A 15,184-nucleotide genomic window follows, 5' to 3' on the forward strand; every position below is an offset into this window, starting at 1 on the left:
TCGGCCAGCACCAACTGCGGCGCGGAGCCGGCCGACGCGACGACCTCGCCGAACGGGGAGGCCACCAGGCTGCCGCCGACCCCGGTGGGCGCGCCCGACCCGGTCAGAGACTCGCCCGGGTCGGCCTGGCCGGCCGCGGCGACGTAGCTCATCGAATCGAGCGCGCGGGCCCGCGCCAAGAGCGTCCACTGGTCGAGCTTGCCGGGCCCCGCGCCCCACGATGCGCAGACGGCGATCAGCTGGGCGCCGCGGCGGGCCAGCTCGGTGTACAGGGCCGGGAAGCGGATGTCGTAGCAGACCGTCAGCCCCACCCCCACGCCGGCGACCGTGATCACCACCGGCTCGCGGCCGGGTGCGACGGTGCGTGACTCGGTGAAGCCGAAGGCGTCGTAGAGATGGATCTTGTCGTAGTGCGTGTCCGGCTCGTTGGGACTGCCCGGACCGGCCGCGATCAGCGTGTTCTTCACCCGGCCGTCCCCGGCCGGGGTGAACATGCCGGCAACCACCGTGATGCCGCAATCGGCCGCGACGCCCCGCACCCCGGCCGCCCACGGCCCGTCGACCGGTTCGGCGATCGGCGCCAGCGGAACGCCGAACCGGCACATGGTCGCCTCCGGGAACACCACCAGCTTCGCGCCGGCGTCGGCGGCCCGGCCGCTGTACTCGCGCACCAGCTCCAAGTTGGCGGCCGGGTCGGTGCCGCTGAGGATCTGCGCCAACGCGATTCGCATGGGCGCCAGCTTAGGCTCGGCGTCCTTAGGCCGTGTTGGCGATCCACTCCGTGGTGAACCGCTGCTCCGCTGCCACCAGCTCGGCCAGTCGGGTGCCGATGATGTTCTCCAGCTTGCCGCCGATGATCGGGACGCGTACCTGGACGGTGGCCCGGAAGGTCAGTCGGGCACCGCCCGTCTCCACGATTGTCGAGAGCGCGGCGGTGCCCTTCAGTTTCACCGGGGCGTCCAATATCGAGCCGACGACCAAGCCCTGCGCGGCGCCGTCCGCGACGGGTCCCCAGATCTCCTCGCGCCTGATGCGGAGGTCGCCGCTGTGCAACTGCGTGACCATCCCCGGCAACTTGTGACTGTGGATCACCTGCACGGTGACGACCTCGACGGTGTCGTCGTCCCCGGCTTCACCGCCGACCCGCATCGATTCCAGCGTGGCGAGGTCGACACCGGACCCGGCCAGCCGTGCCCGCCAATAGGTCTCGTCCGTGAACGCCCGATGCACCTCTTCAACGCTGCCGTCGTAGTCGGCCGACAAGTCGAATGAACGCGGCATAGCAGGTGAGGCTACCGTTACGGGCCATGAAATCCAGCGATGCCGGCTCGACATTCGCCGGCGCGCATGTCGCCGAGGCGGTGTCGCTCGCGCCGCTGACGACGTTGCGGGTGGGGCCGGTCGCGCGCCGCCTGATCACCTGCGCCAGCACCGAACAGGTGATCGCCGCGGTGCGGGGGGTGGATGCCGAAAGCCTTGCGGGAGAACATGCCCCGGTGCTGGTGTTCGCCGGCGGGTCCAACCTGGTGATCGCCGACACCTGCGCCGACCTGACCGCCGTTCGGTTGGCCAACAGCGCGATCACCATCGACGGCGCCCTGGTGCGCGCCGAGGCGGGGGCGGTGTGGGACGACGTCGTGGTCAGCGCCATTGAGCACGGTCTGGGCGGCCTGGAATGCCTGTCCGGGATTCCCGGGTCGGCCGGGGCCACCCCGGTGCAAAACGTCGGAGCCTACGGTGCGGAAGTCTCCGACACCATCACCCGGGTCCGGGTACTGGACCGCGGCAGCGGGCAGGTGCGCTGGGTGCCGGCCGGCGAGCTCGGCTTCGGCTACCGCACCAGCGTGTTCAAACAGGCTGCGCCCGAAACCCCTTGGGTGGTACTGGAAGTCGAGTTCGCCCTGGACGCATCGGGCCGCAGTGCGCCGCTGCGCTACGGCGAACTGGCCGCCGCGCTGGGGCTGAGCGGCGGTGAGCGGGCCGATCCGCGGGCGGTCCGCGAGGCGGTTTTGACGCTGCGAGGCCGCAAGGGCATGGTGCTCGACCCGGACGACCACGACACCTGGAGCGTGGGGTCGTTCTTCACCAACCCGATGGTTGCGCCCGAGGTGTACGAGCGGCTGGCCGCGAGCGTCCACGAGGCCGTTCCGCACTACCCGGCGCCCGACGGCGTCAAGCTGGCGGCGGGCTGGCTGGTGGAGCGGGCCGGCTTCACCAAGGGTTATCCCGACGATCCCGGGGCGCGATGCCGGCTGTCCACCAAGCACGCGCTGGCGCTGACCAACCGCGGCGGCGCCACCGCCGACGAGGTGATCGCACTGGCCCGCGTCATCCGCGACGGGGTTCGTGATGTGTTTGGTGTCACATTGCAACCCGAGCCTGTCCTGCTCGGCTGCAGGCTGTAGCTCCGAATCCTGCGAAAGACCGCCCCGGCCCCGATTTGTCGCGGCGGGGTTGGTGGATTTTGCCCGGTATCTTTGACTTTCGTGAGCACGTCGCACACCCCGCCGCCGATCAACCGGCGTGTGGCTTTGGCGGCCCTCGGACTGGGGGTCTTCGCCCCCAGCCTGTTGGCCGCGTGTAGCGGCACCACGGCCAAGCAGGCCGACAAGAAAGAGCAGCCCGCGCCGCAGCTGAAGTTCCAGCCGGCCGATGCGACCGAAAACGTGGTGCCGATCGCGCCGATCAGCGTCCAGATCAGCGACGGCTGGTTCCAGCACGTCGCGCTGACGAATTCCGCGGGCAAGGCCGTGGCGGGCAAGTTCAACTCCGACCGCACCGTCTACAGCACCACCGAGCCGTTGGGCTACGACGCGACCTACACGTGGAGCGGCTCGGCCGTCGGGCACGACGGCAAGGCGATCCCGGTGAAGGGCAAGTTCACCACGGTTTCTCCCACCAAGAAGATCGGTGGGGCGTTCCAGCTGGCCGACGGCCAGACCGTCGGGGTGGCGGCGCCGATCATCATCCAGTTCGACGCGCCGATCACCGACAAGGCCGCCGTCGAGAAGGCGCTGACCGTCACCACGAATCCGCCCGTCGAGGGCAGTTGGGCGTGGCTGCCCGACGAAGCGGCGGGCGCCCGGGTGCACTGGCGCACCCGCGAGTACTACCCCGCGGGCACCACCGTCAACGTCGACGCCAAGTTGTACGGCCTGCCCTTCGGCGACAGCGCCTACGGCGCCGACGACATCTCACTGAACATCCAGATCGGCCGCCGGCAGGTGGTCAAGGCCGAGGTCACCTCGCACCGCATCCAGGTGATCAGGGACGAAGGCGTCATCATGGACTTCCCGTGCAGCTACGGCGAGGCCGACAAGGCGCGCAACGTCACCCGCAACGGCATCCACGTCGTCACCGAGAAGTACGCCGACTTCTACATGTCCAACCCCGCCGCCGGCTACAGCCACGTGCACGAGCGCTGGGCGGTGCGGATCTCCAACAACGGCGAGTTCATCCACGCCAACCCGTCGAGCGCCGGCGCGCAAGGCAACAGCAACGTCACCAACGGCTGCATCAACCTGTCGACCGGCGACGCGGAGCAGTACTTCGGGTCGGCGATGTACGGCGACCCGGTCGAAGTGACCGGGAGCTCGATCCAGCTGTCCTATTCCGACGGCGACCTCTGGGACTGGGCCGTCGATTGGGACACCTGGGTCGCCATGTCGGCGCTCCCACCTCCCACCGCGCACCCGCCGTCCACGCAGATTCCGGTGACCGCACCGGTCACGCCGTCGACCGCGCCGAGCCTGTCCGGCACGCCCACCACGACAACCACCTCGTCCAGCCCGGCGACTAGCCCCGGCGGTTGAACCGGGTGGCCGACGCCTGGTCGCGCGGCTTCATGACGATCAGGTCGAGGTCGACGTGGGGCGGCCGCGAGGCCACGAAGCCGATCACCTCGGCGACATCGGCGGCAACCAGCGGTGTGAGGCCGGTGTAGACGGCGTCGGCGCGTTGTTGATCGCCGTCGAAGCGAACCAGCGAAAACTCGGTCTCCACCGCGCCGGGCGCGATCTCGGTCAGCCGCACCGGCTTACCCAGCAGCTCGCCGCGCAGCGTGCGGTGCAGCGCTCCCTGGGCGTGTTTGGCCGCCGTGTATCCGGCGCCGCCGTCGTAAACCTCAAGTGCCGCAACCGAAGTCACCGTGACGATCAGGCCGTCGCCGGAGTCAATGAGTTTGGGCAGCAGCGCCCGGGTGACCCGCAGCGTGCCCAGCACGTTGGTCTCCCACATCCACCGCCAGTGCTCGAAGTCGGAATCGGCGACCGGTGCCAGTCCGCGGGCGCCCCCGGCGTTGTTGACCAGCACGTCCACCCGGGCCAGTTCGTCGGCCAAGGCGGCGACCGCCGCGTCGTCTGTGACGTCGGCCACAATCGCGGTTCCGCCGATCTCCCGAGCCAGGGCGTTGATCCGCTCCGCCCGGCGCGCCACCGCCACCACGTGAAAGCCCTGCGCAGCGAGGGTCTGGGCGGTCGCCTCGCCGATTCCCGAGCTGGCGCCTGTGACCACCGCGACCCGTTCATTCCTGACATTTCCAACCATAGAAACAACCTTAGTGAGCGTGCTAAATTTTCTTCGTGCACCTCAGCGCCCTGTCCAGCACCACCGCCGCGTGTCTTTGCGCGGCGGGTGCGTGTTGTTGTCGCGCACTTTGCCGCTCCTGACTTTTTCAGGCGTGGCCAGTGACGGCCAACAAAAATCGGACAAAGGACGCTCGTGCGCTCGAATACCCTCACCCAGACTCTTCATCCGCCCGCCCGTGCCAGCTACAAGGGCCACCGGTCGGTGCGTCGTCAAATCGTGCCGCCGGCGCTGCACATCGCCGACTCGGCGGCGGCCTCGGTGTTCCGGGCCGTCCGATTGCGCGGCCCCGTCGGGCGTGACGTCATCGCAGGCGTCACCTCGCTGAGCATTGCGACGGTCAACCGCCAAGTCATCGCCCTGCTCGAGGCCGGGTTGCTGCGGGAGCGCGCCGACCTGGCCGTTTCGGGAGCGATCGGACGCCCACGCGTGCCGGTCGAGATCAACCACGAACCGTTCGTGACGCTGGGCATCCACATCGGCGCCCGGACCACCAGCATCGTGGCCACCGACCTGTTCGGTCGCACGCTCGACACCGTCGAGACGCCGACACCGCTCAGCCCGGCCGGGCCCGCGCTGGCTTCGCTGGCCGAGAGCGCCGCTCGTTACCTGCGGCGTTGGCATCGGCGCCGCCCGCTGTGGGTCGGCGTCGCGATCGGCGGCACCGTCGACAGCGCCACCGGTCACGTCGATCACCCGCGGCTAGGTTGGCGGCAGGCGCCGGTCGGTCCGGTGCTGGCCGACGCGCTGGGACTGCCGGTGTCGGTGGCCTCGCACGTCGACGCCATGGCCGGGGCCGAGCTGCTGCTCGGCATGCGGCGATTCCTGCCCAGCTCGCCCACCAGTCTCTACGTCTACGCCCGCGAGACCGTGGGCTACGCGCTGGTGATCGGCGGACGGGTGCACTGCCCGGCCAGCGGCCCCGGCACCATCGCGACGCTGCCCGCCCACTCCGAGCTGCTGGGCGGCACCGGCCAACTGGAATCCACCGTCAGCGACGAGGCGGTGCTGGCCGCCGCCCGCAGGCTGCGGGTCCTCCCGTTCGCTTCACCGGGCCGGTCCAACGCGCCGGCCGCCGGCATCGCCGACCTGCTGCGGCTGGCCCGGGCCGGCAACGAGCAGGCCAAAGAATTGCTGAACGAACGCGGCCGGGTGCTCGGGGAGGCGGTGGCGTTGCTGCGCGACATGCTCAACCCCGACGAACTGGTCGTCGGCGGCCAGGCCTTCACCGAGTACCCCGAGGCGATGGAGCACGTGGAGGCGGCGTTCGCCGAGCGCTCGGTGTTGCCGCCGCGCGATATCCGCGTCACCGTCTTCGGCAACCGGGTCCAGGAGGCGGGCGCGGGGACCGTGTCGCTGGGCGGGCTGTACGCCGATCCGCTCGGGGCGATGCGGCGGGCCGGGGCGCTGAATCCGCGGCTGCGCGACGTCGCCGTCGACGAGACTTCCGCTTAGCGCGAAGCCATGTCCTGGGCGTTGGGCTGGTGAGCGGAACGTCCTGTAAAGATGACAGGGTGCGGCACGATGACGTATTCCGGCTGAAACCGCGCCGCGTCGCAGTGTTGGCGGTGCACACCTCACCATTGGCCCAGCCGGGCACCGGCGACGCCGGGGGCATGAACGTCTACGTCCTGCAGACGGCGCTGCACCTGGCGCGGCGGGGCATCGAGGTCGAGATCTTCACCCGGGCCACCGCGTCCGCCGACCCTCCCGTCGCCCGGGTCGCGCCCGGCGTGCTGGTGCGCAACGTGGTCGCGGGGCCGTTCGAGGGCCTGGACAAATACGACCTGCCCACCCAGCTGTGCGCGTTCGCCGCGGGGGTGCTGCGCGCGGAAGCGTCGCACGAACCGGGTTACTACGACATCGTGCACTCGCACTATTGGCTGTCCGGGCAGGTCGGCTGGCTGGCCCGCGACCGCTGGGCGGTGCCGCTGGTGCACACCGCACACACACTCGCCGCGGTCAAGAACGCGGCGCTGGCCGCGGGTGACGCGCCCGAGCCGCCGCTGCGCACCGTCGGTGAGCAGCAGGTCGTCGACGAGGCGGATCGCCTGATCGTCAACACCGACGATGAAGCCGGGCAACTGATCTCCATCCACCACGCCGACCCGACGCGCATCGACGTCGTCCACCCGGGAGTGGATCTCGAGGTGTTCCGCCCGGGCGACCGCCGGGCGGCCCGGGCCGCGCTGGGGTTGCCGCTCGACGAAGACGTGGTGGCGTTCGTCGGGCGGATCCAGCCGCTGAAGGCGCCCGACATCGTGCTGCGCGCCGCCGCGAAATTGCCGGGCGTGCGCATCGTGGTGGCCGGCGGCCCGTCGGGCAGCGGCATGGCCTCCCCGGACGGGCTGCGGCGGCTGGCCGACGAGCTCGGCATCGCGGCGCGGGTTACCTTCCTGCCCCCGCAGTCCCGCACGGACCTGGCCACCTTGTTCCGGGCCGCCAACCTGGTCGCCGTGCCCAGCTACTCGGAGTCGTTCGGCCTGGTAGCCGTCGAGGCGCAGGCGTGTGGCACGCCGGTGGTGGCCGCCGCGGTCGGTGGTCTGCCGGTGGCGGTGCGCGACGGGGTCACCGGCACGCTGGTGTCCGGCCACGACGTCGACCAGTGGGCGGACGCCCTGGACCGGGTGCTGCGGCTGCGCGCGCCACAGGCCGAGGCGATGAGCCGCGCGGCGGCCGAGCACGCGGCCACGTTCTCCTGGGACAACACCACCGACGCGCTGCTGGCCAGCTATCGGCGCGCGATCCGCGCGTACACCGCCGAGCGAAGCGGCGTGGGCGCATGACGTCGACTGTGGAGCAGGTGATCGAGGACGCGCTGCAGGCGAGCGGTCTGGAGTACTCGAAACACGAGGGGGCGCACGGCGGGCTGTCCGGCCTGGTGGTGGAGCTGCCCGGCGAGCGCAAACTCAAGACCAACACCATCCTGAGCGTCGGCGAGCATTCGGTGCGCATCGAGGCGTTCGTGTGCCGCAAGCCCGACGAGAACCACGAGGGCGTCTACCGCTTCCTGCTCAAGCGGAACCGCCGCCTCTACGGGGTCGCCTACACACTGGACAAGGTCGGCGACGTCTACCTGGTGGGCCGCATGTCGCTGGCGTCGGTGGACGCCGACGAGATCGACCGAGTGCTCGGGCAGGTGCTCGAAGCGGTGGATTCGGACTTCAATACGTTGCTGGAGTTGGGTTTTCGTTCGTCGATACAGAAAGAGTGGGAGTGGCGGGTGTCCCGCGGCGAATCGCTGAAGAACCTCGAGGCGTTCGCTCACCTGATCGACGAAGACGACGATGCAGAGCGCGAAGCGCGATGAGGAGAAGTCGAGCAAGTATCGACGAAGACGACGATGCAGAGCGCGAAGCGCGATGAGGAGAAGTCGAGCAAGTATCGACGAAGACGACGAATAAGCTAGCCCGCATGGGAGACACTGCCACGCTGGTGCTGCTGCGCCACGGCGAGAGCGACTGGAATGCCCTGAACCTGTTCACCGGTTGGGTGGACGTCGGGCTGACCGAAAAGGGCCGGGCCGAGGCGGTGCGCAGCGGGGAGCTGCTGGCCGAACAGAACCTGTTGCCCGACGTCCTCTACACCTCGCTGCTGCGCCGCGCGATCACCACCGCGCACCTGACGCTGGACGCCGTCGACCGGCTGTGGATCCCGGTGCGGCGCAGCTGGCGGCTCAACGAACGGCACTACGGGGCGCTGCAGGGGCTGGACAAGGCCGAGACCAAGGCCCGCTACGGCGACGAGCAGTTCATGGCCTGGCGGCGCAGCTACGACACGCCGCCCCCGCCGATCGAGAGGGGTAGCCGGTTCAGCCAGGACACCGACCCCCGGTACGCCAACATCGGCGGCGGCCCGCTGACCGAATGCCTGGCTGACGTGGTGGTCCGGTTCCTGCCGTACTTCACCGACGTCATCGTCCCGGACCTGCGCAGCGGCAAGACGGTGTTGATCGTCGCGCACGGCAATTCGCTGCGGGCCCTGGTCAAGTACCTCGACCAGATGTCCGACGACGATGTCGTCGGGCTGAACATCCCGACCGGCGTTCCGCTGCGCTACGACCTGGACGCCGACCTGCAACCGGTGGTGCCGGGCGGCACCTACCTCGACCCGGAGGCGGCCGCCGCGGGCGCGGCGGCGGTTGCCAGCCAGGGGCGCGGGTAACGCCGGGCCGGGTGGCTACGGCGAGTTTTAAAGGCCTGTTTGCCGAACATCGCGTTAACGGGAGTCGAACACCTGAAGCGCAAAGTGTGACTTGTCCGATTTTGGCCTCGTTCCGCTAGGGCGGCGTTCAGGAAGATTTGTAGGATTTGCTATGTGACTGTGTTCTCGGCGCTGTTGCTGGCCGGGGTCTTGTCCGTGCTGGGGCTGGCCATAGGGGTAGCAGCCGGGACCCGGCTGTCGCCGAAAGCTCGCCGGCAGCGAGCGACCACCGAATGGACCGGGATCACCGTCGCGCAGATGCTGCAACGCATCGTCGCGCTGATGCCGCTTGGAGTCGCGGTGGTGGATTCCCACCGCGACGTCGTCTACCTCAACGACCGGGCCAGGGAACTGGGCCTGGTGCGCGACCGGCAGCTTGACGACCAGGCGTGGGAGGCGGCCCAGCAGGCGCTGAGCGGGGTCGACGTCGAATTCGACCTGCGGCCGGCCAAACGGGCGGCGGGCCGGTCCGGGCTCTCGGTGCACGGGCAGGCCCGGCTGCTCAGCGAAGAGGACCGCCGGTTCGCCGTGGTGTTCGCCCACGACCAGTCCGACTATGCGCGCATGGAGGCGACCAGGCGCGATTTCGTGGCCAACGTCAGCCACGAGCTCAAGACCCCGGTCGGCGCCATGGCCCTGCTCGCCGAGGCCCTGTTGGCGTCCGCCGACGACCCCGAAACCGTTCGCCGCTTTGCCGAGAGGGTGCTCGTCGAAGCCAACCGGCTGGGGGACATGGTCGCCGAGCTGATCGAGCTGTCCCGGCTGCAGGGCGCGGAGCGGTTACCCAACGTGACCGAGGTCGACGTGGATACCGTTGTATCCGAGGCGATTTCACGCCACAAGGTGGCGGCCGACAACGCGCATATCGAGATTCGCACCGATGCGCCCAGCGGCTTGCGGGTGCTGGGCGACGAAACGCTTCTGGTCACCGCGCTGGCCAACCTGGTGTCCAACGCGATCGCCTATTCGCCGCCCGGTTCGCCGGTCTCGATCAGCCGCCGGCGCCGCGGCGACAACATCGAGATCGCCGTCACCGACCGTGGCATCGGGATCGCGTTGGAAGACCAGGAGCGGGTCTTCGAGCGGTTCTTCCGGGGGGACAAGGCACGCTCGCGCGCCACTGGCGGCAGTGGGCTGGGCCTGGCCATCGTCAAGCATGTCGCGGCCAACCACAACGGCAGCATCGGCGTGTGGAGCAAGCCGGGAACCGGATCGACATTCACGCTGTCGATTCCGGCCTACACGGACAATGACGAACAACCCGAGCAACCGCCGGGTCGCGACGTGCGGCCCAACAGGTCACAACGAGAGGAAGAACTAAGTCGATGACCCGCGCTTACGACGATGCAGAGCATCGCGATGAGAAGGAGTGGCGCGCATGACCAGTGTGCTGATCGTGGAGGACGAGGAGTCGCTGGCCGATCCGCTGGCATTCCTGTTGCGCAAGGAGGGCTTCGAGGCCACGGTCGTAACCGATGGGCAAGCCGCGTTGGCCGAGTTCGATCGTGGGGGCGCCGACATCGTGCTGCTCGATCTGATGCTGCCCGGCATGTCGGGGACCGACGTGTGCAAGCAGCTCCGCGCTCGTTCCAGCGTGCCGGTGATCATGGTGACCGCACGGGACAGCGAGATCGACAAGGTCGTCGGGTTGGAGCTGGGCGCCGATGACTATGTGACCAAGCCGTATTCGGCGCGTGAGCTGATCGCACGGATCCGCGCGGTGCTCCGCCGTGGCGGTGACGACGATTCCGAAATCAGCGACGGTGTGCTCGAGTCCGGACCGGTACGGATGGACGTCGAGCGACACGTCGTCTCAGTCAACGGCGACACGATCACGTTGCCGCTCAAGGAGTTTGACTTGCTGGAGTACCTGATGCGCAACAGCGGTCGGGTCTTGACGCGCGGACAGTTGATCGACCGGGTGTGGGGCGCCGATTACGTCGGCGACACCAAGACGCTCGACGTCCACGTCAAGCGGTTGCGGTCCAAGATCGAAGCCGACCCGGCCAACCCCGTCCACCTGGTGACCGTGCGGGGGCTGGGCTACAAGCTCGAGGGCTAGACCGGCTCGAAACAGTGCAGGCTCGATAGCCGGGAATATCCGGCTTTCGTGCCGAAAGATTCGGTCGAAGCGCGGATTACCGCGCCGCCTTGGCGCCTTTGCGACGAGTCTTTTCTTTCGCGCGGGTCGAGCAGCAATGCGCCATATCGCAATGGAACCGGTCACTGCATTCATGCGAACAATAAATTGACGCGGCCGGAAGCCAGCCCGGATCGGACAGGTCGCGGTGTCGGTCGCTCGGATCGAACGTGTGGCCGCAATGTACGCAGGTCCTGACCTTGGTCTTGGTGGCCATATCGGTCAGGGTACGCGCCGCGGCCCCAAATCGGTGCCGGTTTCAGATCGACAAATCGCACCCCGGTGTATTCGACGCAAAGGCGTCTGCGCCAGCGAATTACTTTCTGAAACTAATTCAGTCGGTCCGTTGCCGCTTGCGCCGCAGTCGATACCACCGCGCGGCCATCTCGATGAAATCGACCGCGCAACAGGCCAATAGGCGGTAAATCGGCGCCTCGCAACGAATTAGCCTGCAGGGCAAAACGTTTCCGTGTCTCCGGCGAAAGCTACCGTCCCGAGTGTCTTTCGGCTTGGCAACACGGTTGTTGCCATGCACACGCGAGTGACCACCATGGTGCCGCGTGCGTCGCGGAGAAAACGGATCAGGTGTGGTACGACGAGCGGTGCGGTCACGGCCAGGGCGGCGACATCGTTACGACACGACGGCGCACCGCAGGAATTAATTCGGCAACCATGGCGTTCGGGATAGCCGTGGCGCACGCGACGAAATGCCTGAACAGATGAAGTGTCTTAACATCAGCCCGTCGGGCAATCGTGGTCGGGGGGAACGGTGTTGACTCTTCTCAAGCGGGGATGGGTCGCGCTGGTCGTGGTCGTGGCAGCGGTGATCGGCGGCGTGGCGGTGGACCGCCTCAGCGGCGTCTTCCCGGGACCCGGCCTGCCCAAGCCCGATCCGCGCGATGCGACCCCGCCGTACGCGGCCAAGACCGCCATCTACGAGATCCTGGGACCGCCCGGGACGACCGGCGTCGTCAACTGGATGGATGCGGACGCACAACCGCAGAAGGCGAACTTCACCACGTTGCCGTGGTCGCAGACGATCGTCGCCAAGATGCCCGGCATCTTCGCCTACGTCGTGGCCCAGGGTGACGGACCCTCCATCGGCTGCCGGATCACCGTCGACGGCAAATTGGTCGATCAACAACAGGTCAACACCCGTGACGCGCAGGTCTCCTGCTTGGACAAGTCCGCATGACCGACGACACGAGCGACACGGACGAAATCCCCGTCGCGCAACGCACCGAAGTCGAGCGCAAACCGCGGCTGGCCCGCACCATCCGCGTTCTGGCGCTGCCGATCGTCGTGACCTGGCTGCTGATCGCGGTCGGCGTCAATGTCTTCGTCCCACAGTTGGAGAAGGTCGCCGAGGACGTCTCGGTGCCGCTCTCCCCGTCCGACGCGCCGTCGGTGACCGGGATGAAGCACATCGGGGAGAAATTCAAGGAATACGACTCCGACAACCTCGTCCTGGTGACCCTGGTCGGTGACAAGCCGCTCGGCGAGGACGCTCACCGGTATTACGACGATCTGGTCAAGAAGCTGAAGCAGGACACCGAACACGTCGAGCACGCGCTGAATTTCTGGGGGCAGCGGTTTACGGCTTCGGGTGTCGAGAGCTATGACCACAAGTCCGCCTACGTCCAGGTCAACCTGCGCGGTGACCAGGGCGGCGCCGTCGGCGACGAGTCGGTTGACGCGGTTCGCAAGATCGTCGCGGACTCGAAGCCGCCGCCTGGGGTCAAGGCCTACGTCGCGGGTCAGGGAGCCCTGACCGACGACACGATCGTCGTGGGCAACGCGAGCCTGTTCAAGATGACGATCATCACCATCGTCATCATCGCGGTCATGCTGATGTTCGTCTATCGGTCCATCGGCACTGTGCTGCTGACGATGGTGATTCTGTTCGTCGGACTGGCCACCGGCCGAGGCGTGGTGTCGCTGCTGGGCGACACGGGCATCATGGGGCTTTCCACCTTTGCCGTCAACCTGCTGACGGCATTGGCGATCGCCGCGGGTACCGACTACGCGATCTTCATGGTCGGCCGCTACCAGGAGGCCCGCGAACGGGGACTAGACCGCGAAGCCGCCTACTACGACACGTTCGCCGGGGTCAGCAAGGTAGTGCTGGGTTCGGGTTTGACGATCGTCGGGGCGCTGGCATGTCTGCATTTCACCAGGCTGCCCTATTTCAGTTCGCTGGCGTTTCCGTGCGCGATCGGTCTGCTGGTGGTGGTGGCCGCCGGGGTGACCCTCACCCCGGCACTGATCGCATTCGCTAGCGGCTTCGGTCTTTTCGATCCGAAGCGAAAGTTCAACTACACCCGGTGGCGCCGCCTGGCGACCGCAATCGTGCGATGGCCGGCACCCATCCTCGCCACCTCCGTCATCCTGGCGATCGTCGGCGCCCTGGGCTTGATGGGCTTCAACCCGCGCTACAACGACCTGTACTACCTACCGAAGAGTGCGTCCTCGGTTCAGGCGTATGACGCGGCCGATCAACACTTCACCCAGGCCCGCCTGAACCCGGACCTGCTGATGATCGAATCGGACCACGATCTGCGCAATCCCACCGACATGCTGGTCCTGGACAAGATTGCCGGAGCCATCTTCCGGGTGCCCGGCATCGAACGGGTGCAGAGCATCACCAGACCCCTCGGGCCGCCGATCCAAGACGGATCCGTTCCGTTCCAGCTCAGTGTGCAAACCGCGCCGATCCGCGACAACCTCAATTACCTGAAGGCCCGCGTCGGCGATATCAAGAAAATCACGGGCTTCCTCGACACCCAGATCGCCCTGTTGGAGCGCCAGTACGCGGTGACCCAGAAGCTCGCGGACGCCGCGGACGACAGCTCGAAAACCACGGGGGAGACGGCGGCCATCACGGACGAGATCCGAGACCACATCGCGGATTTCGACGACTTCTGGAGACCGATTCGCAGTTACTTCTACTGGGAGAGGCACTGCTACGACATCCCGATCTGCTGGTCGTTACGAAGCCTGTTCGACGCCTTGGACGGGTTCGATCAACTGGCCGAAAAGTTTCATGCCCTCACCAGCGACCTCACCAACACGGCTGCGGCCACCCGCGAACTGCTGGCGATCATTCCCGAGAACATCGCTGTCTCGAAATCGATCCGCGACACGACGCTGACCATCTACAGCACCTTCGACAACCTGATCGATCAGTTCGACCGGCTGACCGATACCAACGCCGTGATGGGCAAGTCCTTCAACGACTCTCAGATCGAGAGCCTCTTCTACCTGCCGCCCGAGATCTTCGACAACCCGGACTTCCAGCTGGGATTGCGTTTGATGGTGTCACCGGACGGCAAGGCCGCTCGCTTCATCATCACCCATGCAGTGGATCCGGCGACGACGCAGGGAATCGCGTCCGTCGACAAGGAGCGCCAAGCAGCCAAGGAGGCGCTGAAACTCACCTCGCTGCAAAACGCCGACATTTACCTCGGCGGTACGGCCGCAACGTTTTACGACATCGCCAACGGCGCGAAGTTCGACCTGATGATCGCCGGGGTGGCCTCGATCGTGCTCATCTTCATCATCATGGTGATCGTCACCCGCGCCTTGGTCGCTGCCGGCGTGATCGTCGGCACGATCGTGATGTCGCTCGGGGCGGCGTTCGGGTTCTCGACACTGATCTGGCAGCACCTTCTGCATTTCCAGTTACACTGGGTAGCAACAGAATTCGCGTTGATTGTGCTCTTGGCGGTGGGGTCGGACTACAACCTGATGCTGGTGTCCCGAATCGAAGAGGAGATCGGTGCCGGCCTGAAGACCGGACTCATCCGCGGGATGGGCCTGACCGGCCCGGTGGTTACCGCGGCCGGTCTGGTGTTCGCCGTCACCATGGCCACGATGATCACCAGCGATCTGCGGGCGATCGGCCAGTTCGGCACGACGATCGGGCTCGGCTTGATGTTCGACACCTTCGTCGTCCGATCCCTCATCACGCCGTCGATCATGACGGTGATGGGACGTTGGTTCTGGTGGCCGAAGCGGGTACGAGTCCGCCCAGCCAGCCAGATGCTTCGGTCGGTCGGGCCGCGCCCGCTGGTCCGTGCACTGCTGTACCAGCCGCGGCACGCGATCGCGCCGGATCCGCAGACGTAGCACGCGACGCCGACCGTCTAACCCGGACACGGCTCGAGTTTCCCCCGCCGTTTGTGCCAATCGCTGGTGCCCGAACACCGCCGGCGTTATTCTATGGCCGTTGAAAAACTATTCTATGGATGTTGAAAA

Annotated in this window: 13 protein-coding genes and 1 pseudogene; 10 read left to right on the forward strand and 4 right to left on the reverse strand. The window is 67.3% G+C overall.

Annotated elements, in window-relative coordinates; all coding sequences use genetic code 11:
• A partial coding sequence (locus A5773_RS24915) for a carbon-nitrogen hydrolase family protein (RefSeq protein ID WP_066956311.1) occupies positions 1-731 on the reverse strand: 731 nt, incomplete at its 3' end.
• A 25-nt stretch (positions 732-756) separates the two neighbouring features.
• Complete coding sequence (locus A5773_RS24920) at positions 757-1,281, reverse strand: DUF2505 domain-containing protein (RefSeq protein WP_066956314.1); 525 nt, start codon at positions 1,279-1,281, stop codon at positions 757-759.
• 26 nt (positions 1,282-1,307) lie between these two features.
• On the opposite strand from A5773_RS24920, the gene A5773_RS24925 reads away from it, so the two are divergent.
• Positions 1,308-2,405, forward strand: coding sequence for a UDP-N-acetylmuramate dehydrogenase (locus A5773_RS24925; protein WP_067793085.1), 1,098 nt, complete (start codon positions 1,308-1,310; stop codon positions 2,403-2,405).
• Between the two features lie 33 nt (positions 2,406-2,438).
• Complete coding sequence (locus A5773_RS24930; protein WP_197505479.1) at positions 2,439-3,812, forward strand: Ig-like domain-containing protein; 1,374 nt, start codon at positions 2,439-2,441, stop codon at positions 3,810-3,812.
• On the opposite strand, the gene A5773_RS24935 is transcribed toward A5773_RS24930, so the two are convergent.
• On the reverse strand, positions 3,796-4,545 hold the full coding sequence (locus A5773_RS24935; RefSeq protein ID WP_066956323.1) for an SDR family NAD(P)-dependent oxidoreductase: 750 nt from the start codon (positions 4,543-4,545) through the stop codon (positions 3,796-3,798). The two genes, A5773_RS24930 and A5773_RS24935, sit on opposite strands and share 17 nt — an antisense overlap.
• Before the next feature lie 243 nt (positions 4,546-4,788).
• Here A5773_RS24935 and A5773_RS24940 point away from each other — a divergent pair, with 243 nt between their 5' ends.
• The 6 genes and pseudogenes from A5773_RS24940 (at position 4,789) to regX (ending at position 10,849) form a co-directional block, all read left to right on the forward strand.
• Complete coding sequence (locus tag A5773_RS24940) at positions 4,789-6,039, forward strand: ROK family transcriptional regulator (RefSeq protein ID WP_231989263.1); 1,251 nt, start codon at positions 4,789-4,791, stop codon at positions 6,037-6,039.
• Positions 6,040-6,068: 29 nt separating this feature from the next.
• Positions 6,069-7,370, forward strand: a complete 1,302-nt coding sequence (gene mshA / locus A5773_RS24945) for a D-inositol-3-phosphate glycosyltransferase (RefSeq protein ID WP_232001993.1) — start codon at positions 6,069-6,071, stop codon at positions 7,368-7,370.
• Positions 7,367-7,901: pseudogene (locus tag A5773_RS24950) on the forward strand (YbjN domain-containing protein); the annotation flags it as partial. The gene mshA and the pseudogene A5773_RS24950, both read left to right, overlap by 4 nt.
• 97 nt (positions 7,902-7,998) lie before the next feature.
• Complete coding sequence (locus A5773_RS24955; protein WP_066956333.1) at positions 7,999-8,748, forward strand: phosphoglyceromutase; 750 nt, start codon at positions 7,999-8,001, stop codon at positions 8,746-8,748.
• Positions 8,749-8,901: 153 nt separating this feature from the next.
• A complete protein-coding gene (locus A5773_RS24960; RefSeq protein WP_156659683.1) occupies positions 8,902-10,116 on the forward strand; it encodes a cell wall metabolism sensor histidine kinase WalK in 1,215 nt (404 codons plus the stop codon).
• Positions 10,117-10,165: 49 nt separating this feature from the next.
• On the forward strand, positions 10,166-10,849 hold the full coding sequence (gene regX / locus A5773_RS24965; protein ID WP_007167631.1) for a two-component sensory transduction protein RegX: 684 nt from the start codon (positions 10,166-10,168) through the stop codon (positions 10,847-10,849).
• A gap of 76 nt (positions 10,850-10,925) precedes the next feature.
• On the opposite strand, the gene A5773_RS25830 is transcribed toward regX, so the two are convergent.
• Complete coding sequence (locus tag A5773_RS25830; RefSeq protein ID WP_082948393.1) at positions 10,926-11,144, reverse strand: ferric uptake regulation protein; 219 nt, start codon at positions 11,142-11,144, stop codon at positions 10,926-10,928.
• A gap of 555 nt (positions 11,145-11,699) precedes the next feature.
• Between A5773_RS25830 and A5773_RS24970 the strand changes: the two genes are divergently transcribed.
• Both A5773_RS24970 and A5773_RS24975 read left to right on the forward strand, forming a co-directional pair.
• Positions 11,700-12,122 (forward strand): MmpS family transport accessory protein, encoded by a 423-nt coding sequence (locus A5773_RS24970; RefSeq protein WP_197507909.1) that lies wholly within the window; start codon positions 11,700-11,702, stop codon positions 12,120-12,122.
• Positions 12,119-15,055, forward strand: a complete 2,937-nt coding sequence (locus A5773_RS24975; RefSeq protein ID WP_067793091.1) for an RND family transporter — start codon at positions 12,119-12,121, stop codon at positions 15,053-15,055. The genes A5773_RS24970 and A5773_RS24975 overlap by 4 nt, the downstream gene beginning before the upstream one ends.
• Positions 15,056-15,184 lie beyond the last annotated feature (129 nt).

The sequence above is a fragment of the Mycobacterium sp. 852014-52450_SCH5900713 genome, from assembly GCF_001667075.1.
Lineage (GTDB): Bacteria > Actinomycetota > Actinomycetes > Mycobacteriales > Mycobacteriaceae > Mycobacterium.